Here is a 20,352-nt window from a genome sequence, read left to right on the forward strand (position 1 = left end):
TTCAGCAACTTGATTCAAATAGAAATTCTGAACTATATAATTTTTTCGTACTTTAATTTCTATGGAAGAATTTGACTTTTTATCGCTGGATTGGTCATCCTTAAAACACGTCTTAATAATCTCAGGTATAGCTATCCTTACATTTTTGGTGTTTCTGTATCTGGCACGCAAATCAAAAACATTTTTAAGAATCCGATTGATTCGTCGAATGGATGATGATCTGCTGGCAAATTTCTTGGCAGGGATTTTCAGTTCCTTGGTGATTCTTGCTGGCCTATTGGTTGTATTTAGGATTATTGGCTTAACTGGAGTTGTTTCTGGACTTCTTGCCGGAGCAGGGATTTCTGCCTTCATTATCGGTTTTGCCTTAAAAGATATCGGTGAAAATTTCCTTGCCGGGATCATTTTGGCATTTAAGCGCCCTTTTCGGGTTGGTGATATAGTTGATATCAATGGGATGAATGGGCAAGTGCTGACTTTAAACCTTAGAGATACTCAAATCAAAACTGGAGATGGTAAAGATGTATTTATTCCAAATGGAGTAATTCTCAAAAACCCTCTGATTAATTATACCATCGATGGATTCCTCCGATATGATTTTATTATCGGGCTAGATTATGGATCAGATTATCAAGGTGCCATTGATTTGATTAAAAAAGAGATAATCGATGTACCTGGAGTTTTGAATGGCGCAAAGTCGCCAGAAGTTTGGGTGACTGATTTGGCAGAAAGTACTTTGAATATTCAGGTGACCTTTTGGGTGAATACTTTTGAAAGATCAATTTCTGATGCAGTTGTAAAAAGTGGTGCGATTCTTCAAGTGTTGACGGCATTAGAAAAGGCCGGCTATAATATGCCGGCCCGAATTATCGAATTGAAAAACCATCAGAACAAAAGCCTGAAGACTTCCTGAGATTATTTTTCTAAAATTCCCTTTAAATCTGCAGGTGAATAATTGACGGATTTCAAGGTTTTATGATCTCCTTCTCTGAAAACCAGAAAAAGATCCCCTTCCTTTTCGTAGAAACTAGGTGTGCCTTTTGCCTCGTAATGTGCCACAGTATCCTTTGCTTCCTGTTCGGTCACGCAGGCTTTGCTCATATTGGATCGCTGAACTTCATCAAATAGAGCTTTGAATTTTTCTCCTAGTCCAAACTCCAAAATCGCTCCTGAAAGCACATATTGAAGGTCGCAAAGCGCATCTGCGATCTCTACCAAATCTTTGTTTTCGATCGCTTCTTCCAATTCCTTTAACTCTTCTGCCAAAAGGGAAACCCTCAAATTACACCTTGTTTCGGAAGGAATCGTCGGTTCCGGTAACACAGGATGCTTAAAAGTTTCATGGAAGAGAGCTACTGAGGTTAGAGATTTAGGATCTTGCATAAGTATCGGATATGATATGGTGGAAATAAATGTAAATGAACTGAAACGATTGCTCAATGCATCGATCAGTTTTGGAAATACAAAGAAACACCAAGTATTGTCCTCATAAAAGGAATCGATAAGATCATTTATTGCATTATTTTATGCAGAATCTGTCGCATTCCAAATTGAGAATCAGACTTATTGTCTGATTTTGTGACAAGTTGTTTTAAGTTTGCAGCCAATATAGCTTTGGTTAAGTTTTTGAACCAGCAAGGAAGAATTAAAATCCATGGAAATTACCTTTTATAAATATCAAGGAACGGGGAATGATTTCGTGATGATAGATGATCGATCTGAATCATTCGAAGTGACCGATTTGGCGTTAATTTCTAAGCTTTGTGACAGAAAGTTTGGGGTTGGTGCAGATGGGTTGATTTTGATTAGAAATCATCAAGATTATGATTTTGAGATGATTTACTTCAATGCCGATGGATCCCAAAGTATGTGTGGCAATGGAGCAAGATGTGCTGTTGCCTTTTCTGCCTTTCTGGGAATAGTAAAAGACCAAACCACTTTTCTGGCCATTGATGGCAAACATGAAGCGGTCCTTGAAAATGGGTTGGTTCAATTGCTGATGGGCGAAGTTGATGGAATTGAATCCAGGCAAGAAGATTTCTTTGTCAATACGGGATCTCCTCATCATATCCGACTGGTAGAAAAAGTGTCAGATTATCCGGTTTTTGCTGAAGGCAAAAGCGTTAGGTATGACGCTTCTTATGCTCCTGGGGGAACAAATGTCAATTTTGTGGAACCAATCGCGGAAGATGAAATCTTCGTTCGTACCTATGAAAGAGGTGTGGAAGATGAAACACTTTCCTGTGGAACAGGTGTGACCGCTGCAGCTTTGGTCTATGGAAAAGATCAAGATGCCGCAGAGATAAAAATAAATACCCTTGGCGGGAAGTTATCCGTTAAATTTAATTCCAAACCAGAAGGCGGCTATTCCGACATCTGGTTAATCGGTCCAGCCGAGCAAGTATTTAAAGGACAAATTATCATTTAGAACGTTAAGATCATCTGGTACGAACCGGATATCATTATCAATTGTAATAAAAAGGGCTTAATTTTAAAGCCCGATTTTAGAATCACATTCATTCGACATGTTAGAATTTATTGCCAAAGGACTCGCAAAAGTTTTCGGAACGAAGTCCGATAGAGATATCAAAGAATTAGCTCCAAAAGTAGAAGAGATCAATAAGATCTTTGCAAGCTTTGCATCCATCAGTGATGATGAGCTACGAGGTAAAACCGCAGAAATTAAGGGCAAAATCAATGAAAAGCTTAAATCAATCGATGATAGCATCGCTGAGATTCGAGTGAAAATCAATGAACTTGCGGCTAATGCCATCCACGAAAAAGACCAACTTTTTAATCAAATTGACCAACTCGAAAAACAACGGGATGAGTCTTTGGAGGAAGTTCTTCTAGAAGTGATGCCGACAGCTTTTGCAGTAGTGAAAGAAACGGCCAGAAGATTTAAGGAAAACAAGCAACTGAAGGTAAGTGCAAATCTTTTTGATCGTGAGTTAGCTGCCAAAAAACAAAATGTAGTCATTGAAGGTGACCAGGCTATCTGGCATAATACCTGGCTTGCTGCTGGCAATGAAGTCGTTTGGGACATGGTCCACTACGATGTGCAGTTAATTGGTGGTATGGTTTTACACAGTGGTAAAATTGCCGAAATGGCTACTGGTGAAGGTAAGACATTGGTTTCTACCCTACCTGCATACCTTAATGCTTTGGCAGGAAGAGGTGTTCATATCGTAACCGTGAATGATTACTTGGCAAAACGAGATTCTGAATGGAACGCACCACTTTTTGAATTCCACGGACTTTCTGTGGATTGTATAGATAAGTATCAGCCAAATTCAGCAGGAAGAAAAGGCGCTTATGCTTGTGATATTGTCTATGGTACCAATAACGAATTCGGTTTTGACTACCTAAGAGATAACATGGCGAGAGACGGTGGGGATTTGGTGCAAGGAAAGCATCATTTTGCCATGGTCGATGAGGTCGATTCTGTATTGATTGATGATGCACGTACGCCCTTGATTATTTCCGGACCTGTACCTAAAGGGGATGTTCATGAATTTGATGACATGAAACCTCGAGTGGCTACTTTGGTGGATGAGCAAAGAAAACTGATCCAAGGATTTTTGACTTCCGCGAAAAAGTTGATTTCTGAAGGTAATGAAAAAGAGGGTGGATTGGCATTGTTTAGGGCTTTCCGAGGAATGCCGAAATACAAGCCATTGATTAAATATCTATCCGAACCTGGAATTCGGGTAATTCTACAAAAAACAGAGAACTTCTATTTGCAGGACAATAAGCGCCAAATGCCTGAAGCAGATGAGCCTTTATTGTTTACGATAGATGAAAAAACCAATGTAGTAGATCTGACTGATCGTGGTATTGAAACCATGACCACGAAGAATGAAAATGCTGAATTCTTCATTTTGCCGGACATCGGAGTGATGATCGCTGAAATGGAAAAGGATGAAACACTTGATGATAAAGAAAAACTAATCCGCAAGGAAGAAGTTATCAAGGATTATGGTGTAAAAGCTCAGCGTATCCATACCGTAAACCAATTGCTGAAAGCATATTGTATGTTTGAGCGGGATACGGAATACATTATTGTCGACGGCAAAGTAAAAATTGTCGATGAGCAAACTGGTCGTGTGATGGAAGGAAGAAGATATTCTGACGGCTTGCACCAGGCGATCGAAGCTAAAGAGAATGTGAAGGTAGAAGATGCGACGCAGACGTATGCGACCATCACTTTGCAAAATTACTTCAGAATGTACCATAAGCTTGCCGGTATGACTGGTACAGCGGAGACGGAAGCTGGAGAATTCTGGGAAATCTACAAATTGGACGTAGTGGTGATTCCTACCAATAGGGTGATCCAGCGTTCCGATAAAGAAGATAAAGTTTACAAAACGGTCAGAGAGAAATTCAATGCCGTAGTAGACGAGATTAATGAGCTTGTTGCTCTAGGAAGACCTGTTTTAGTGGGTACTACTTCGGTAGAAATCTCTGAAGTGTTGAGCAGAATGCTCACCTTGAAGAAAATCCCGCATCAGGTTTTGAACGCGAAGCAACACGCAAAAGAAGCAGATGTTGTCGCAGTAGCCGGACAAGCAGGAACAGTGACGATTGCTACTAACATGGCTGGTAGAGGTACGGATATCAAACTTTCGCCAGAATCTAAAAAAGCTGGTGGTTTGGCAATTATCGGTACTGAAAGACACGAATCAAGACGTGTGGATAGACAGTTGAGAGGTCGTGCCGGTCGTCAAGGTGATGTGGGTTCTTCCCAGTTCTTTGTTTCCCTTGAGGATAGCTTGATGCGTCTATTTGGATCTGAAAGAATCGCCAAATTGATGGATAGAATGGGTCTTGAAGAAGGTGAAGTAATTCAGCACAGCATGATTACGAAATCTATCGAGAGAGCTCAGACCAAAGTGGAAGAAAATAACTTTGGTACCAGAAAGAGACTTTTGGAATACGATGATGTGATGAACTCACAGCGAGAGGTGGTTTACAAGCGTAGAAGAAATGCGCTGAAAGGAGACCGTTTGGAGCTGGATATTCTAAATATAATGTATGATGTCTGCGAAAGCAACATCGAAATGGGCAAGTCTAATGGTGATCCAGAAGATTTGAGAATGAACGTATTTACCTCTTTGGGAATCGATTTTCAGATTTCTGAAAATGACTTGAAATCCAAAGATTCAGCTTCTTTGACCCAGCAATTGTACGAAGCGGCTTTTGATAGCTATCAGAAGAAAAATGAAATGATCATGAGAACTGCGCTTCCTATCTTTAAGAAAGTACAGGAAGAAAGAGGTGCAACAGTAAAAGATATCATGGTACCGATCTCCGACGGCATCAAGCAAATCGGAGTTGTGGTAAATCTAGAAGCCATGATCAATAGTGAAGGTCGTGAATTGATCCGATCTATTGAGAAGAATGTGACACTAGCCATCATCGATCAGAACTGGAAAGAACATCTTCGTGACATGGATGATCTAAAACAATCCGTTCAAAATGCAGTATATGAGCAAAAAGATCCGTTATTGATCTATAAGTTTGAAGCTTTTGAAATGTTTAAAAGGTTTATCGGCAAACTTAATGAGGATATGATTTCCTTTATTTCGAGAGCTGATTTGCCAAAGCAAGATCCTAGTCAGGTGCATGCTGCTCAGCCGACTAGAGCGGCTGAACCTCAAGGTCAAGCAAGTAAAGCAGAAGTTTCAAGTACATTAAATCCTGGTGCAAACCGCGCTGCTGCCGCTGCAGCAAGTGCCGGTAGACCTGCTCCTCAAGTGGTAGCTCCAAGAAAGTCCGAAAAGGCTTATGGTAGAAATGATAAGGTAACTGTTCAATACACCAATGGAACTACAAAAGCTGATGTGAAATACAAGAGTGTAGAGCAGGATATTCAGGAAGGTAAATGCGTAGTAATCGATTAAATTTAATGATATGAAAGCGGTTTGGGTTCTAGGATTATTGGTCTTCATTGTTGGGTGTAATTCATCCAAATCAACAACCAGTGGCGCAGGTTCATACGCTAACTATCAAGAGAATTTAAGCGGTTCTTTGCCTGTTTATCCAGATTATAAAGAAGCAATGGAAGCAGAAAGTTCTTCTAGTTCCGTTGAGTCTGTAGAATCTGTGGATGATGTTTTGGGACAAAAAATTCGGGCCATGTATGATAAAAATCTTACTGAGCCCTATTTCAATGGATATTCTGTTTTGGTGTATTCAGGAATTGAAAGGACAAAAGCCTTTGAGACCAGAGATGATCTGATGGAGAATTTTCCTGAAATCAAGGCAGAAATGCAGTACCAAGAACCCCGCTATCTCGTGAAGGTGGGCAAGTTTAATTATAAAATTGAGGCTCAAAAGAGCTTTTCACTGATCAAATCCCAGTTTCCTACAGCTCGAATAATTCAGGATAGATTTCAGAGAAAAGAATACGAAGCCCCGGAAATCACAAATTCGAATGCTGAAGGACAAAATTAAGTCACTGGCTAAGGCCTACAAAGAAGAAGTCATCGAGACCCGGAGACATCTCCATGCCAATCCAGAACTTTCTTATGTTGAATTCAAAACATCGGCATTTGTAGAAGAAAGACTGAGATCTTTGGGAATTACCAAGATCGAAAAAAAGGCCACTACAGGTTGGTCTGCTATGATTGAAGGTAAAAACCCAGGTAAAAAAGTAGTTGCATTAAGAGCGGATATGGATGCTTTGCCGATTATTGAAGCAAATGATGTCCCTTATAAATCTACGAATGAAGGTGTCATGCACGCTTGTGGACATGATGCACATACTGCTTCATTATTAGGTGCCGCCAAGATTCTGAATGAAGTCAAAGATGATTTTGAAGGAAGTATCAAACTGATTTTTCAACCTGGCGAAGAAGTCGTTCCTGGTGGAGCATCTTTGATGATCAAAGATAAAGTACTAGAAAACCCAAGACCTTCCGGAATTATCGGGCAGCATGTAATGCCATTTATCGAAGCTGGTAAAGTAGGCTTCAGAAAAGGGATTTACATGGCGAGCGCTGATGAATTGTATATTACTGTCAAAGGAAAAGGCGGTCATGGTGCGATGCCAGAAACCTTGATTGATCCGGTTTTAATTGCTTCTCATATGATTGTGGCCTTGCAGCAGGTAGTAAGCCGAGCAGCAAGTCCTAAAATTCCTTCTGTACTTTCTTTTGGAAGAGTTGAGGCTCTTGGAGCTACCAATGTGATCCCAAATGAAGTAAAAATCCAGGGTACTTTTAGAACTTTGAATGAAGACTGGAGAGCGAAAGCACATCAAAAAATGCTTCAGATTGCCCATGGCATCGTAGAAGGAATGGGAGGAGAATTGGATTTTGAAATCCGAAAAGGCTATCCATTTTTGCAAAATGATCCTGAGCTAACTGATAGATCCCAGCAGGCTGCGATAGACTACTTGGGAAAAGAAAACGTGGTAGATCTTGACATCTGGATGGCTGCAGAGGATTTTGCATACTATTCTCAGGAAATCAACGGCTGTTTTTACCGATTAGGAACCCGAAATGAAGCAAGAGGAATCACTTCTGGAGTACATACTCCGACTTTTGATATAGAGGAAGATGCTTTGGAAATCGGAGCTGGTCTTATGGCTTGGTTGGCAGTTTCTGAATTACAGAATTCTTAATCTTCAGGTCACAATACCCTGAAGTTTTCCCCCTAGATTTGGAGTTTATTCGTTTCCGTCGAAATCAAAACAAACAAATGAAATTCAATAAGTCCATTGTTCTGACATTCATCATGTCATTGATGGTTTCTCAGGTATTTGCTTGGGGACAACTAGGTCATTACCTCATTGGTTATATGACATCCATGCAATTGAAGAATTCCACTCGAAAAAAGGTGGAAAGAGTCTTATACCCGATGTCAATTGGGAGAAGTGGGACTTGGATGGATGAAATCAAATCTGATAGAGCTTTTGACTATGTAAACTCCTGGCATTATTTGACCAGCAAAAATGGCGAGTTTGATCCTTCCCTTCAGGAAAAAGGAGGAAATGCTTATGAAGCTATTCAACAGATCAAAGCTGAACTTATCGCTGGAAACTTAACGGTTAAGGAAGAAGCTGAAAAGCTTAAAATGCTTATTCATATTGTTGAAGACATTCATCAGCCATTGCATGTGGGTACTGGAGAGGATCGAGGAGGAAATGATGTCAAATTGGAATTCTTTTATCAAAACTCGAACCTCCATTCAGTTTGGGATTCTGGAATAATCGACCGATGGAGTATGTCCTACACGGAAATTGGGAATGAATTAAGTAGACGTTTGACTCCTGAAATGGAAGATCAATATCGAAATTCCACTATCGATGATTGGTTAAAGGAAGCGGTTGCATTAAGACCTATGGTATACAAACTTCCTGAAAACATGAAATTGTCCTACAACTATGGATACGATAATAGAGAGATTGTCGAGGAGAGATTGATCGCTGCAAGTGTAAGATTAGCAATGATTCTGGAAGAAATTTATTGATTTAGGAGAAAGATTTTTAACAAATGGCTTTGGTGATTTTTGTACCAAAGCCATTTTTTTATATTGGAAGTTAAATTCATAGCTTCTGAATCATGAAATATAGGTTCTACACCTTAATTGTATTTTTCTTAGCAAGTTTCCAACTATTTTCTCAAGACTTACGAACAAGACTGGGAAGGACTATATACAATCCTGATTCAGCAACTATTATTCTTGAACTTGAAGAGGAAAACCTCCAAAACGCTGCTGATAGCGGGATTTACTTTTACTTTTTAGCAGAGCAATATAATGTTGCCAGAGAGAATGATCTGGCAGCCGAATATTTTCTAAAAAGTGCAGAATTAATTGATTCAAAATCAAAAAATCAAGACCTCATTTCCCTGTCATATATTCGGTTAAATCGGCTAGAATCCATAGATGGTAGATTTGAAAGAGCTTTGATGTATTCCCAAAAAGGGCTTCAAAATTCTACTGCAGCTCTTGATACCAATTATATGGGTTATGCCCTTTTGGATATTTCGGTGGTTTATCATGACATGGAAGAATATGAACGAGGCGTTGAATACGGCAAGCAAGCGTATCAGTTGCTAACTTCTTATTCCAAAGCAAGAGCTCCTTTTATTGCTTTTGCTCTGAATGCGATAGGGATCAATTTTGATGATTGGGATAAGCCAGATTCGGCTTTGTTTTATCACTATAAGGTCTTGGAAAACATCGAGAATCTAGACAGTACTAGGATAAGTTTTACATTTAATAACATAGCAAATACACTTCTTAAACAAAAGAAGTATTCGGAAGCAGAACCTTGGTTACACACAGCGGTCAAAGTAAATCAGAAGTCTATGGATGACTATAGCCTTGCCGCCAACTATACGAATTTGGCTACGATAGCTTATAAAAGAAGAGATTTTGGCAAGGCTCAAGTAATGATGGATTCTGCCTACAAATATGTCGAGCAAAGCGAATCCACTGAGAAAAAAAGGGATTATCTATATGAGCAATATGGGTTCAATAAAGCGAAAGGTAATCTAAACGAGGCAATGGATTACTTGGAGCAATATGTTGCTGTAAAGGATTCGATTTTCAAAGAAGAACGTGTAAAAACTCTCGGAGAGCTTGAGGCCAAATATCAAGTGGAAACCAAAGAAAGAGAGTTGGCTGAATCGCGTGCCGCTTTAGCAGAAAACGAATTGGTGGTCGAGGCTCAAAACAATCAGCTCCTATTACTTTTGATTTTGGTATTGATATCTTTTGGGGTTGGTTTTTTCATTTATTATAGGCAGAAAAACAAAAATCGGCACTTGGAACAAGAAGCAAAGTTGCAGGCTATTTATGCGGAGCAAGAAACCCAGAAAAGGCTTCATGAACAGCGCGACCGGATTTCTTCTGACTTGCACGATAACATTGGTGCGCAATTGACCTTTATCATTTCTTCGCTCAATAATTTAAAATTCGGGAATCTGGATCTTGAAAAATTGTCTGATAAAATAGACCAGATTTCAGGATTTACGGTGGAGACAATCAATGAATTAAGGGATACCATTTGGGCGATGAACAAAGATCATATCAGTGTGGAAGACTTGGAAAGTCGATTGGCTCATTTGATTTCAAAAGCGAAAATCTCTTATCCCCAGATTGATTTCGAGCTCAAAATAGAAAATGAGGTTGACAGGAATTTATTATTGAATTCAATAGAAGGGATGAATTATTACCGAGTAATTCAAGAAGCTGTCAACAATGCACTGAAACATTCGGATGCCAAAAAAATATCGATTACATTTTCTCAAGATCAAGATAAAATAAGACTTTGTGTGGAGGATGATGGTGTTGGCATTTCCCAAGAAAACAAGTTTGGAAATGGATTGGGGAATATGAAAACACGAGCAGAACGAATCGGAAGGGAGCTTAGCATCGCTTCTGATGAAGGAAAAGGAACACAAATATGCATTTATTAAAATCATCAAATACCTGAAAATGATACGAATTGCCATTGCTGAGGACAACAGTTTTTTGCTGAAAGCTATACTTGAAAAGCTTTCCATATTTTCAGATTTGGAAGTGAAGTTTTGGGCGTTTAATGGGCTTGAATTACTGGAGAAATTAGAGAAAGATTCTAATGTGAATCTGATTTTAATGGATATAGAGATGCCTAAAATGAATGGAATCGAAACGGTAGCCAAAGTGTCTCAGAAATATCCACAGATTAAAACCATCATGCTGACAGTTTTTGATGATGATGAAAATATATTTCGAGCTGTACAGGCCGGAGCCAATGGCTATTTTTTAAAAGAAGTAGATCCAAAAACCCTGTATCAGGGAATTTTGGATACGCTTGACGGTGGCGCGGCAATGACCCCCTCAGTAGCTTTGAAAGCTTTGAAACTACTTCGTAATCCTCCAAAATTCGAAGAACCTGTGGAGGAGATTTCGCTTACTTCCAGAGAAATAGAGATTTTAGATCAAACATCTAAAGGATTGACCTACAATCAGATCGGTGAAAATTTGTTTATTTCCCCAAAGACTGTCCGTAAGCATATTGAGAATATCTACCAAAAACTTCAGGTTCACAGCAAGCTCGAGGCTGTACAAAAAGCAGTAAAAAACCGGATTATTGAGGGTTGATTATTTCCTCTTTTCGAATTCGGCTTTTGCTCCATCCAAAAACTCCGTAAAATTCTGGATATCGGTGTCGTAAGCATGAGGCTTAGCCAAAAGCTCTTCCTGATGATCTAGGATCACATAATAGGGCTGGGCGTTGTTGTTGAACTTGGTGATTTGAAAATCTGCATTTTGCTTCCCGACAGTCTTCTTTACTTTTCCATCGTAGTCAGAAGTGTACCATTTATCTTCCGGAAGTTCCTGACGCTCGTCTATATAAAGCGCTACCATGACGAAGTCATTTTTTAGTCTGGAAAGAACAGATGGGTCGGCCCAAACATTCTCTTCCATTTTCCGACAATTCACACAACCATGCCCCGTAAAGTCGATTAGCAAAGGTTTGCCAGCTTTTTTTGCTGCTGCCAATGCCTGATCATAATCAAAATAACCTTGGATTCCATATGGGATTTCCAAAATGTCACTGTATAAAACGTCTTCAGTCCTAGTGTCCTCCTCGTTTGATGATGCAGTGGAAGAGATGGTGAAATTCTGTGTGGTCATCGGAGGTAAGTACCCACTTAGAAGTTTCAGTGGAGCTCCGAATAGCCCAGGAATCATATAAATCACAAACATAAATGTGACCAAAGCTAAAAGCATCCTTGGAACACCTATTGATTCAACAGGCGAGTCATGAGGCAATTTGATTTTGCCGAGTAGGTAAAAACCCAATGCTGCAAAAATGACAATCCAGATGACTAGGAATACGTCTCTATCTAAGATTCCCCAATGATAAACCAAGTCGGCCATGGAAAGGAATTTGAATGCCAAGGCAAGTTCAAGGAAGCCCAAAACGACTTTCACTGAGTTTAACCAACCTCCGGATTTAGGAAGTGATTTCATCCATTCCGGGAAAATCGCAAACAACGTAAAGGGAATGGCGAATGCCAAAGAAAAGACAAACATTCCCAAAATAGGTTTTAGTAACTCTCCACCTGCCGAAGAAATCAAAATCGATCCTACTATCGGTCCGGTACATGAAAAGGAAACCAAAACCAACGTAAATGCCATAAAGAACACTCCTGCAAGTCCTCCTTTTTCTGCTTTTTCATCTACCTTATTTACAAGCCCTGAAGGCAAGGTGATTTCAAACATTCCCAAAAAGGCTAGTGCGAAGAAGATAAAAACGCCGAAGAAAAAGAGATTGGGAAGCCAATGTGTGGCAAGCCAATTTGCAAATTCAGGGCCTTGGATTGCCGCTACAGCAGTACCAGCTACTGTGTAAATGGCAATGATCGAAAGTCCATAAATAAATGCCTGACGGATTCCAGTGGCTCTGGATTTATTTCTTCCGGTAAAGAAAGTAACAGTCATTGGGATCATCGGGAACACGCAAGGCGTAAGCAAAGCAGCCAGCCCTGCCAGGAATGCCAATATCATAAACCCAATTAAGGATTCGTTCTGAGAAGTGTTTTCAACTGTAAATTCATTGGTTTCTGAAGTTGAAACCTGCTCATCGCTTTGTTCTGCTCCGGATTCAACTATTGCAAAAGGGCTTGCTTCCTCCGTATCTTCTGAAGATTCCACATCGGAAGTAACTGTACTTACGCCTGAAACCGCATCAAAAGTGATTTCAAATTCTTCCTCATAATTGATGCATTGTCCTGTCACATCTGAGCACATTTGGTATTCTAATGCTCCTTTGATGATTCCAGTGGCGGAAGTTGGCGTTAATTTTTGCTCAAACCTTCCTTTTCCCATGAAGTAGGTGACATCACCTTCCCAGGTTTCATCAAACTTCTTTTTCGGATTAATTGCCTGAAGTGTGCCGTTGAGTTCGTAATCTTCCGAGTCCTCTAATTTTAGAACCGTCAAATTTGGCCCTAAATCCGGATCGAAATCATTGGAATATACATACCACCCAATTGGAATTTGAGCCTCGAAAACCAAAGTTGCTTCCTCTCCGATTACCGTTTTTTCCGGAACTAGCTGAATGGTCCACTTTGGAGGTGAAACAATTTGCCCTTTTGCAAAGGGGGTGAAGTTCAGAAACAAAAGTATTGCTACAGCGAACTGCAGAAATCTAGAGATTTTCATGTATTCGAGGATGATTGTATTCGAAAGGAATTAAAAGGTCAATAAGTTCCTGAATTACTGATTACTTAAGGTTTTGAAATGCTTAAAGAAAGCTGCAATTGTTTCAATCCCAATGAAATAATTTGCTACACCATAATGTTCATTTGGAGAGTGAAGTGCATCCGTATCTAATCCAAAACCGAATAATATCGGATCTGTTTCCAGTTCTTTTTGGAACAAGGCAACAATCGGGATAGAACCACCTTCTCTGGTAGGAATAGGTCTTTTTCCAAAAGTTTCTTCCATAGCTTTTTCCGCAGCCTGATACCCAACTGAACTGTCAGAAACAACTGCCGGAGATCCGCCATGATGTGCTTTTACTTTGACAGTGACTGAAGCCGGAGCGATTGATCTAAAGTAGTCTTCAAATAGTTTGGAGATTTCATGCCAGTCCTGATCAGGAACCAAACGCATGGAGATTTTTGCAGAGGCCTTCGAAGGCAATACCGTTTTGGCACCTTCTCCTATGTATCCACCCCAGATTCCATTCACATCCAGCGTAGGCCTGATGCCTACACGTTCGATGGTGGTGTAGCCTTTTTCGCCATGAACTTCAGCGATCTTCAATTTCTTTTTATACTCGTCCAGATCAAAAGGAGCTTCATTCAATCGAGCTCTTTGCTCAGCTGTTAACTCAGCTACTTTATCATAGAATCCTGGAATCGTGATATGATCATTTTCATCTTTCATGGATGCGATCATATCGCAAAGCACGTTGATTGGGTTTGCAACTGCTCCTCCATAAGTACCGGAGTGTAGATCACGGTTGGCTCCTGTTACCTCAACTTCCATATATGCCATACCACGAAGTCCGACCGTAATAGAAGGATCCTTCATGCTGATCATGTGGGTATCTGAAATTAGAATCACATCTGCTTTCAGTTTTTCTTTATTGTCAATGACGAACTTGTCTAAGTTGTCAGAACCTACTTCTTCCTCCCCTTCGATCATAAATTTTACATTGCAAGGCAAATCATTGGAAGCCATCATCGCTTCAAAAGCTTTCACATGCATGTAAAACTGTCCTTTATCATCAGCAGAACCTCTCGCAAAAATCGCCCCTTGAGGATGCTCTTCAGTTTTCTTGATCACTGGCTCAAAAGGAGGAGAATCCCATAACTCATAAGGATCTGCCGGCTGCACATCATAGTGTCCATAAACTAACACGGTGGGCGCGCTTGGATCTATGATTTTTTCTCCGTAGACAATTGGATACCCTTTTGTCTGGCATATTTCTGCCGTGTCTGCTCCAGCTTTTATTAAACTTTCTTTTACAAATTCCGCTGCTGCAAAAACAGCATTTTTGAATTTTGGATCTGCACTGACAGATGGAATTCTGAGCAAGTCCAGCAATTCATTTAGAAAGCGGTCTTTATTATTCTGAATAAAATTGGTAACAGACATAGAAGTTTATAATTGGGTTGTACAAGCCTCAAAATTATCCTTTTAATGAGGAATTGCCTACTTTAAATCTTACTTTTCTTCTTTTAGAAACTTCAATAAATCGAATGAAAGCGATTCTTTACGAGCATTTTGGAATGCCGGATCAGTTAAAATTTAAGGATGTCCCAAACCCCGAGCCTTTGGAAAATCAGGTTTTGATCGAAGTGAAAGCTTGTGGAGTAAATTTTCCAGACCTTTTGATCGTCCAAAATAAGTATCAGATTAAGCCGGAACTCCCTTTTTCGCCTGGAGGAGAAGTTGCTGGAAAAGTAATAGGAATGGGTAAGAAAGTAACCCATCTCAATATCGGTGATTCGGTACTTGCTCTTTGCGGTTGGGGAGGATTTGCGGAGCAAATAGCAGTCAATCAAGACCGGGTGTTTAAAATTCCAGCAGCTCTAGATCCAAAATTAGCTGCTGCAACTTTGTATAATTTTGGTACTTCTTACCATGCGTTGAAAGACCGAGCAAATATACAGAAAGGGGAAACGCTTTTGGTTTTGGGTGCTTCGGGAGGAATCGGTTTAGCGGCGGTTGAACTTGGTAAAATAATGGGTGCAAAAGTGATTGCGGCTGCATCATCTTCAGAAAAACTGGAATTATGTCAAGATAGAGGAGCTGATTTGTTGATCAATTATGAAGAAGAAGATCTGAAAAGTAGAATCAAAGAACTTACGGATGGAAAAGGAGTAGATGTGATTTTGGATCCAGTAGGAGGGAAATTTACCGATGCTGCGATTCGCGGGATGGCTTGGAAAGGAATGTACCTGATCGTCGGGTTTGCAAGCGGTGATATCCCTAAAATTCCGATGAACCTACCGCTGCTAAAAGGCTGCGAAATTGCCGGAGTCTTTTGGGGTCAGTTTTCGAAAATTGAGCCTGATAAAAATGCTGCAAATCTAGATCAACTCACCCATTGGTTAATAGAAGGGAAAATCAAAGGGCCAATTGTAAAAGAATATCCATTGAAAGATGCAAAAGGAGCATTAATGGATTTACAAGAACGTGATCACATCCATAAATCGGTGATTATTGTTTCATGATCTAATCGGATTTTAAGCTTTCCAGATTTTCTAAAAACTGATTTAGTGAAGATCCTAGAGCCGGAAATTTTTCTTCGGAAAGATCTTTCATTTCTTTCTCCAAATCTTCCAAAGCATTCTGCACTTTCGATTGGAGGGATTTGCCAGGGTAAGTCAATTCCACTCGAACAGTCCTTTCATCCTCCTCTCCCCGCTGTCTTTTGACATAATTTATTGCTTCCAGTTTTTTGAGTAGTGGAGTCAATGTTCCAGAATCCAAATGAAGTTTCTCACCGATTTGCTTGACTAAAATTCCGTCGGTTTCCCATAAGATGCTTAAGGTGAGATATTGGGGATATGTCAAATTGAATTCTTTTAACCTAATCTGAATCAATTGAATCAGTAATCTAGATCCAGAATAAAGATCCAAGGATACTTGGTGCAAATAACTCATTTCTCTTTTAATTATATTTTATACAATTTAACTGTATAAGTCTAAATTAAAAGTATCTACCAATCATTTTATGGTCAACGATGGCTTTTTTCAACTCCAATGCATCAATGGTTCCAGGAACGTAATAAGCAACATTTCCTCCCGGTTCGACAAGTAAAGTGATTGGAAGGCTTCCGTCCCAGTTTTCTCCCACAACTTTAATCACCTCATATTTATCTTCCGTGTCCATGATATAATTGGGAACTGCAGAAGCTTTGCCTTTCAGGAATTTCAGAGCTTTATCTTCATTTTCAGGACTGTCCATACTTACCGATACAAATTGAAAATCACGCTCCCCAAACATCCTTTGAAGCGTTACAAATTCAGGATATTCCACAATACATGGCCCACACCAAGTTGCCCAAAAATTAACTAGAAGAAGTTCATCCGTATTATTTTTCAATAGGTCAGCAAGGCCATTTGGTGAAAGCTTTTCGATGGTAACTTCTTTTTCCTTCCAGGCTTTATTGGTTTTAATGGTGTATTCGTTTTTCCATGCCCATTTCATCGAGCAGCCAAAAGCAGGGGTTTGCGCAATATCAGCAGGCAATGCTTTACCAGCCAAAGTCATATCAAGCGCATTTCTTAAATCCTCCGCTTGTCCGGTTCCCGGTTTTTCGGAAGCATCAATCCTTCCCGAATAGGTCAGTTTTCTATCCTTGTCAAAAACAAAAACATGAGGTGTGGCTGTAGGGCCATATGCCAATGAAAATTCATGTTTGTCTCCATCATAGAGATAAGGGAAATTATAAGATTTGTCTGCTGCGCGGATTTTCATCTCTTCATAGGTATCACTCAGGTCGGTATAGCCTAATTCTTCCGGCAAAATACCAATCGGGCTGTTTGAAGAGATTGCTACAAAAGCCACATTTTTATCCTTGTAATCATTTACGGTTTTCATAAATCGATCCTCATAGGCTTGAGCTGTAGGGCAATGATTACAGGTGAAATTCACCACCAAAACATCTGCATCACTATAATCTGAAAGTTGATGGTATTTGCCATCTATTCCGGGTAGGTTAAAGTCCGGTGCATTGTCTCCAATAGCAAGTTTACCAACAGGTTGCTCCTCGACAGCAATCGGATTAGCGACAAATTCTACTGACATCGTTTCTTCTTCTGGCATTGCATCAGTGCTATTTTCTTCTTTTCCCGAACAGCGAGAAAGGAGAAACACCAAAAGCAGCATGATTTCAGCGAGCAAGATTATTTTCAACTTTGATTTCATAGAGTGGGTTAATTTGGGGCTGATGTAATCTAATTAGGCTAGTTTATAGCCATTTTGATAAACATAGTGCTTGTGTGTATTTGCTTCAAAATCATCAATGAATTCCTGTTTCATAGGATCCCATTTCAGCGGTCTACCTAAAACATTGGCAATATTACCAAGTGTACAGGCTGTGCAGGTACTATGTCCAATTTCTACAGGAACTACAGGATCCTTTCGCATCAAAATTGAATCAATAAAATCTACATGATGAGCTCCAAAGCTGGTTTCTTCGTTTGAGAATTTTCTTTCACAGCTGGCAACATTTGTATCATATTGACCTCTGGAAACTTTTATCCATCCTTTTTCACCAAAGAATTTTACTCCTTGCCTGCCCTCGTCAAAAGGAGTGATGAGCATTTTTACTCCATTGGAATAATGATAAGTCAGTGGTGTAGAATCCGTACCGGGAATAATTTCAATTGGTCCGTTTCGGTCCATTCCGATTCCCCATTGGGCAATGTCAATCATATGCGCTCCCCAATCTGTCATCAGTCCGCCTCCCGTTTCCTGATACCATCTCCAGGCTCCCCAGACTTTTTCATTTTGTTCAGGATTTAAACTGATCGGAGGATTGAGTTCCTCATTGTAATGGATATCTGGAAGTGGTCCAATCCAAGTTTTCCAATCTAATCCAGCAGGTATTTCCTGCTTTGGCAAATCATAAGGTTTTGGATGTGGAGGCGTTCCCACATGTACCAAAACCTCAGAGATTTTACCGAGATTTCCCTTTTGAACCATCCTTACGGCATGTTGGAAATTGGCGGCAGATCGTTGCATACTGCCAACAGCTAAAATGATGCTGTTTGATCTTACTGCTTTGATGAGCTCTTGCCCTTCCTGAATCGTGAAAGTCAGAGGTTTTTCTAGATAAATGTCTTTTCCGGCATGGCAGGCATCGATCGCCATCATGGCATGCCAGTGATCCGGAGAAGCAATCACCACTGCATCCACATCAGGATTTTCAAGTAGTTTTTTGTAATCAGAGTAAAGAGTTACTTCTTTTCCTTCCCGTTTTTGATCTGAATAATTTTTTGCAACCCGATTTTTAAATCTCTCCAATTTGATTTGATAGACATCAGCACCTGCTATGACATCGACTGCTGGGTTTTTCATCATGTTATTGAGCAATCCCATGGCTTGTCTACCGACACCGATAAATCCTAATCGCACTTTACCTGAGTCAGGACTTATGATAGAGCTACTATTTGCATATGAGAAAGTGGAGAGGGAGCTGAGTCCTAAGGTGCCTAAAATAGATGCACCAAGAAATTTCCTTCGTGAAAAAGAAGAGTTACTCATGAGGTTGTGTTTTGGGTTTTTGATTGGTAATCAAGAATATGACGAATAAATTACTGTTTTTCCTGAGATAAGAGAAATTTTAGCTAAGCTAATTAATTCATGGCTAGAGGGCAATCTTCAAATGTCAAGCATGGATATTAGAAATATTTTTACTTTTAATTTCTAATTTCACCGTATGACTATCCAACAACTCGAATACCTCATCGCAGTAGATAAACATCGACATTTTGGACATGCAGCTGAGAGTTGCTTTGTGACACAACCGACCTTAAGTGCTCAGCTTAGTAAATTGGAAAGAGAACTGGGGGTGATACTTTTTGATAGGAGTAAGATGCCTGTAATTCCTACAGAAATTGGAGTTCAGATTATTGCCCAAGCCAAGAAAGTGGTTTCTGAAACCAAAGGGATTCTAGAATTAGTAGCGAATCTCAAAGGAGATATTTCAGGAGTGATCAAATTGGGGATAATTCCGACTCTTGCTCCGTATTTGTTGCACTTATTTATCCGGAAGTTTTTGGAAAAATACCCAAAGGTGAAGATGGAAGTTCAGGAGATGGTGACGGAAGAAATAGTCCGAAAGGTTAAAAATGATGAGTTGGATTTGGGTATTGTTGTGACTCCATTGCAAGAGCCAGGGATATTAGAAAAGCCAATGTTTTATGAGAAGTTTTATGCCTATCTATCCAAAGATCATCCGCTTTTAAAAGAGAAAGAGTTTAGACCAGAAATGGTAAAACAGCAAGACCTTTGGATTTTGCAGCAGGGCCATTGCTTCCGAGATCAAGTCATCAACCTTTGTGATCAAAGTTTGAGCGGACCAAGCAATTTTCACTATGAAAGTGGTTCGCTGGAAGGCTTAAAAAACATGGTGAATAAATACCAAGGGATTACCTTATTGCCTGAATTGGCGACGTTTGATTTGACCGATGAGGAGAAGACAAGAATCAGACCTTTTGCTGGCAATCCTCCTATTCGTGAGGTCAGTATTATTTTGAACCGAAGCTACCTGAAGCAAAAACTTGTGGAGCTATTGTACATTCAGATCACTGACGAAATTCCATCTGAAATGACTTCCAAATCGCATGGAAAAATCGTCAGGTTTAAATAATCAGGGTTTTTTATGAAGAATATAGTGGTCGGCCAAATCTCCTTCGATCATATTTCCTGATCTATCCAATTGCCAAATTTGATTTTCTCCTACTTTAAACTGGGTTGGCGCAAATTTGACTCCTTCTAAAATCACTTTTGAGCCTGTTTCATCCCATTTGAAAGTTCCATTATATGTTTCTTCCAAAGCATCGTTTCTTCCCAGGTAATTAGTGACTATGAAAAAAGTCATGTCTTTATTCAAAGTCAGCGTTGTTTCGATCCCACTGCAATCTGCACAAGGTACAACCCCTGAATAAGTTCCATCCCAGTCCAATGAAGTCATGGAATTATCGCCAATTGGCAAACCCTCTTTATTTGTTAAAGTGCTATGCTCTTCCTTTTGGGCTGTTTCAGTGAGTTTTTTTTCTGAGCATGATGCAATGCCAATCGAAATGAAAAGGATCAATAGGTAATAAGAGTACTTCATTTTTTAATTGGATTGTTACAAAGGTAGACCAGCAGAAATTAAA

17 protein-coding genes are annotated in these 20,352 nt (G+C 39.8%); 10 read left to right on the top strand and 7 right to left on the bottom strand.

Annotation, left to right across the window (positions count from 1 at the left end):
- The first annotated feature begins 61 nt into the window (after positions 1-61).
- Positions 62-913, top strand: a complete 852-nt coding sequence (locus FHS59_RS10565) for a mechanosensitive ion channel family protein (protein ID WP_184495108.1) — start codon at positions 62-64, stop codon at positions 911-913.
- Positions 914-915: 2 nt separating this feature from the next.
- On the opposite strand, the gene FHS59_RS10570 is transcribed toward FHS59_RS10565, so the two are convergent.
- Positions 916-1,383: a pyrophosphohydrolase domain-containing protein gene (locus tag FHS59_RS10570; protein WP_184495109.1), complete on the bottom strand. Its 468-nt coding sequence runs from the start codon at positions 1,381-1,383 to the stop codon at positions 916-918.
- Between the two features lie 271 nt (positions 1,384-1,654).
- On the opposite strand from FHS59_RS10570, the gene dapF reads away from it, so the two are divergent.
- From dapF to FHS59_RS10605, 7 genes are all read left to right on the top strand, one after another.
- Positions 1,655-2,428 (top strand): diaminopimelate epimerase, encoded by a 774-nt coding sequence (gene dapF, locus FHS59_RS10575; protein WP_184495110.1) that lies wholly within the window; start codon positions 1,655-1,657, stop codon positions 2,426-2,428.
- 97 nt (positions 2,429-2,525) lie between these two features.
- The gene (gene secA / locus FHS59_RS10580) at positions 2,526-5,903 is read left to right on the top strand and encodes a preprotein translocase subunit SecA (RefSeq protein WP_184495111.1); all 3,378 of its coding nucleotides are present in this window, start codon (positions 2,526-2,528) and stop codon (positions 5,901-5,903) included.
- 10 nt (positions 5,904-5,913) lie between these two features.
- Complete coding sequence (locus tag FHS59_RS10585; protein WP_184495112.1) at positions 5,914-6,456, top strand: hypothetical protein; 543 nt, start codon at positions 5,914-5,916, stop codon at positions 6,454-6,456.
- Entirely contained in the window at positions 6,437-7,627 is a 1,191-nt protein-coding gene (locus tag FHS59_RS10590) for a M20 metallopeptidase family protein (protein WP_184495113.1), read from the top strand. Before FHS59_RS10585 ends, FHS59_RS10590 begins: the two co-directional genes overlap by 20 nt.
- Before the next feature lie 77 nt (positions 7,628-7,704).
- Complete coding sequence (locus FHS59_RS10595) at positions 7,705-8,475, top strand: S1/P1 nuclease (RefSeq protein ID WP_184495114.1); 771 nt, start codon at positions 7,705-7,707, stop codon at positions 8,473-8,475.
- Positions 8,476-8,567: 92 nt separating this feature from the next.
- The gene (locus tag FHS59_RS10600; RefSeq protein ID WP_184495115.1) at positions 8,568-10,430 is read left to right on the top strand and encodes a tetratricopeptide repeat-containing sensor histidine kinase; all 1,863 of its coding nucleotides are present in this window, start codon (positions 8,568-8,570) and stop codon (positions 10,428-10,430) included.
- Positions 10,396-11,097, top strand: a complete 702-nt coding sequence (locus FHS59_RS10605; protein ID WP_246388398.1) for a response regulator — start codon at positions 10,396-10,398, stop codon at positions 11,095-11,097. The genes FHS59_RS10600 and FHS59_RS10605 overlap by 35 nt, the downstream gene beginning before the upstream one ends.
- Here FHS59_RS10605 and FHS59_RS10610 read toward each other — a convergent pair whose 3' ends face one another.
- Complete coding sequence (locus FHS59_RS10610) at positions 11,098-13,167, bottom strand: protein-disulfide reductase DsbD family protein (protein ID WP_184495116.1); 2,070 nt, start codon at positions 13,165-13,167, stop codon at positions 11,098-11,100. It lies immediately after the preceding gene.
- A 54-nt stretch (positions 13,168-13,221) separates the two neighbouring features.
- Positions 13,222-14,610 (bottom strand): dipeptidase, encoded by a 1,389-nt coding sequence (locus tag FHS59_RS10615; protein ID WP_184495117.1) that lies wholly within the window; start codon positions 14,608-14,610, stop codon positions 13,222-13,224.
- A 104-nt stretch (positions 14,611-14,714) separates the two neighbouring features.
- Here FHS59_RS10615 and FHS59_RS10620 point away from each other — a divergent pair, with 104 nt between their 5' ends.
- Positions 14,715-15,692 carry an NADPH:quinone oxidoreductase family protein gene (locus FHS59_RS10620; RefSeq protein WP_184495118.1) on the top strand — a complete coding sequence of 326 codons (978 nt, stop codon included), beginning with the start codon at positions 14,715-14,717 and terminating at the stop codon, positions 15,690-15,692.
- A 1-nt stretch (position 15,693) separates the two neighbouring features.
- On the opposite strand, the gene FHS59_RS10625 is transcribed toward FHS59_RS10620, so the two are convergent.
- Genes FHS59_RS10625 through FHS59_RS10635 form a run of 3 tightly spaced genes read right to left on the bottom strand, consistent with a single transcriptional unit; the run spans position 15,694 to position 18,733 of the window.
- Positions 15,694-16,125, bottom strand: coding sequence for a MarR family winged helix-turn-helix transcriptional regulator (locus FHS59_RS10625; RefSeq protein ID WP_184495119.1), 432 nt, complete (start codon positions 16,123-16,125; stop codon positions 15,694-15,696).
- 46 nt (positions 16,126-16,171) lie between these two features.
- Positions 16,172-17,392 carry a redoxin domain-containing protein gene (locus FHS59_RS10630; protein WP_184495120.1) on the bottom strand — a complete coding sequence of 407 codons (1,221 nt, stop codon included), beginning with the start codon at positions 17,390-17,392 and terminating at the stop codon, positions 16,172-16,174.
- 33 nt (positions 17,393-17,425) lie between these two features.
- Entirely contained in the window at positions 17,426-18,733 is a 1,308-nt protein-coding gene (locus FHS59_RS10635; RefSeq protein ID WP_184495121.1) for a Gfo/Idh/MocA family protein, read from the bottom strand.
- A 175-nt stretch (positions 18,734-18,908) separates the two neighbouring features.
- Between FHS59_RS10635 and FHS59_RS10640 the strand changes: the two genes are divergently transcribed.
- The gene (locus FHS59_RS10640; protein ID WP_184495122.1) at positions 18,909-19,841 is read left to right on the top strand and encodes a hydrogen peroxide-inducible genes activator; all 933 of its coding nucleotides are present in this window, start codon (positions 18,909-18,911) and stop codon (positions 19,839-19,841) included.
- Here FHS59_RS10640 and FHS59_RS10645 read toward each other — a convergent pair whose 3' ends face one another.
- Positions 19,842-20,309, bottom strand: coding sequence for a copper resistance protein NlpE (locus FHS59_RS10645; RefSeq protein ID WP_184495123.1), 468 nt, complete (start codon positions 20,307-20,309; stop codon positions 19,842-19,844).
- Positions 20,310-20,352: the final 43 nt, after the last annotated feature.

Source organism: Algoriphagus iocasae (genome assembly GCF_014206875.1).
GTDB lineage: Bacteria > Bacteroidota > Bacteroidia > Cytophagales > Cyclobacteriaceae > Algoriphagus > Algoriphagus iocasae.

Excerpts from the sequence above, each read along its gene's own strand:
- FHS59_RS10565 (WP_184495108.1), top strand. The coding sequence starts at position 62 with ATGGAAGAATTTGACTTTTTATCGCTGGATTGGTCATCCTTAAAACAC.
- FHS59_RS10570 (WP_184495109.1), bottom strand. The coding sequence starts at position 1,383 with ATGCAAGATCCTAAATCTCTAACCTCAGTAGCTCTCTTCCATGAAACT.
- dapF (WP_184495110.1), top strand. The coding sequence starts at position 1,655 with ATGGAAATTACCTTTTATAAATATCAAGGAACGGGGAATGATTTCGTG.
- secA (WP_184495111.1), top strand. The coding sequence starts at position 2,526 with ATGTTAGAATTTATTGCCAAAGGACTCGCAAAAGTTTTCGGAACGAAG.
- FHS59_RS10585 (WP_184495112.1), top strand. The coding sequence starts at position 5,914 with ATGAAAGCGGTTTGGGTTCTAGGATTATTGGTCTTCATTGTTGGGTGT.
- FHS59_RS10590 (WP_184495113.1), top strand. The coding sequence starts at position 6,437 with ATGCTGAAGGACAAAATTAAGTCACTGGCTAAGGCCTACAAAGAAGAA.
- FHS59_RS10595 (WP_184495114.1), top strand. The coding sequence starts at position 7,705 with ATGAAATTCAATAAGTCCATTGTTCTGACATTCATCATGTCATTGATG.
- FHS59_RS10600 (WP_184495115.1), top strand. The coding sequence starts at position 8,568 with ATGAAATATAGGTTCTACACCTTAATTGTATTTTTCTTAGCAAGTTTC.
- FHS59_RS10605 (WP_246388398.1), top strand. The coding sequence starts at position 10,396 with ATGAAGGAAAAGGAACACAAATATGCATTTATTAAAATCATCAAATAC.
- FHS59_RS10610 (WP_184495116.1), bottom strand. The coding sequence starts at position 13,167 with ATGAAAATCTCTAGATTTCTGCAGTTCGCTGTAGCAATACTTTTGTTT.
- FHS59_RS10615 (WP_184495117.1), bottom strand. The coding sequence starts at position 14,610 with ATGTCTGTTACCAATTTTATTCAGAATAATAAAGACCGCTTTCTAAAT.
- FHS59_RS10620 (WP_184495118.1), top strand. The coding sequence starts at position 14,715 with ATGAAAGCGATTCTTTACGAGCATTTTGGAATGCCGGATCAGTTAAAA.
- FHS59_RS10625 (WP_184495119.1), bottom strand. The coding sequence starts at position 16,125 with ATGAGTTATTTGCACCAAGTATCCTTGGATCTTTATTCTGGATCTAGA.
- FHS59_RS10630 (WP_184495120.1), bottom strand. The coding sequence starts at position 17,392 with ATGAAATCAAAGTTGAAAATAATCTTGCTCGCTGAAATCATGCTGCTT.
- FHS59_RS10635 (WP_184495121.1), bottom strand. The coding sequence starts at position 18,733 with ATGAGTAACTCTTCTTTTTCACGAAGGAAATTTCTTGGTGCATCTATT.
- FHS59_RS10640 (WP_184495122.1), top strand. The coding sequence starts at position 18,909 with ATGACTATCCAACAACTCGAATACCTCATCGCAGTAGATAAACATCGA.
- FHS59_RS10645 (WP_184495123.1), bottom strand. The coding sequence starts at position 20,309 with ATGAAGTACTCTTATTACCTATTGATCCTTTTCATTTCGATTGGCATT.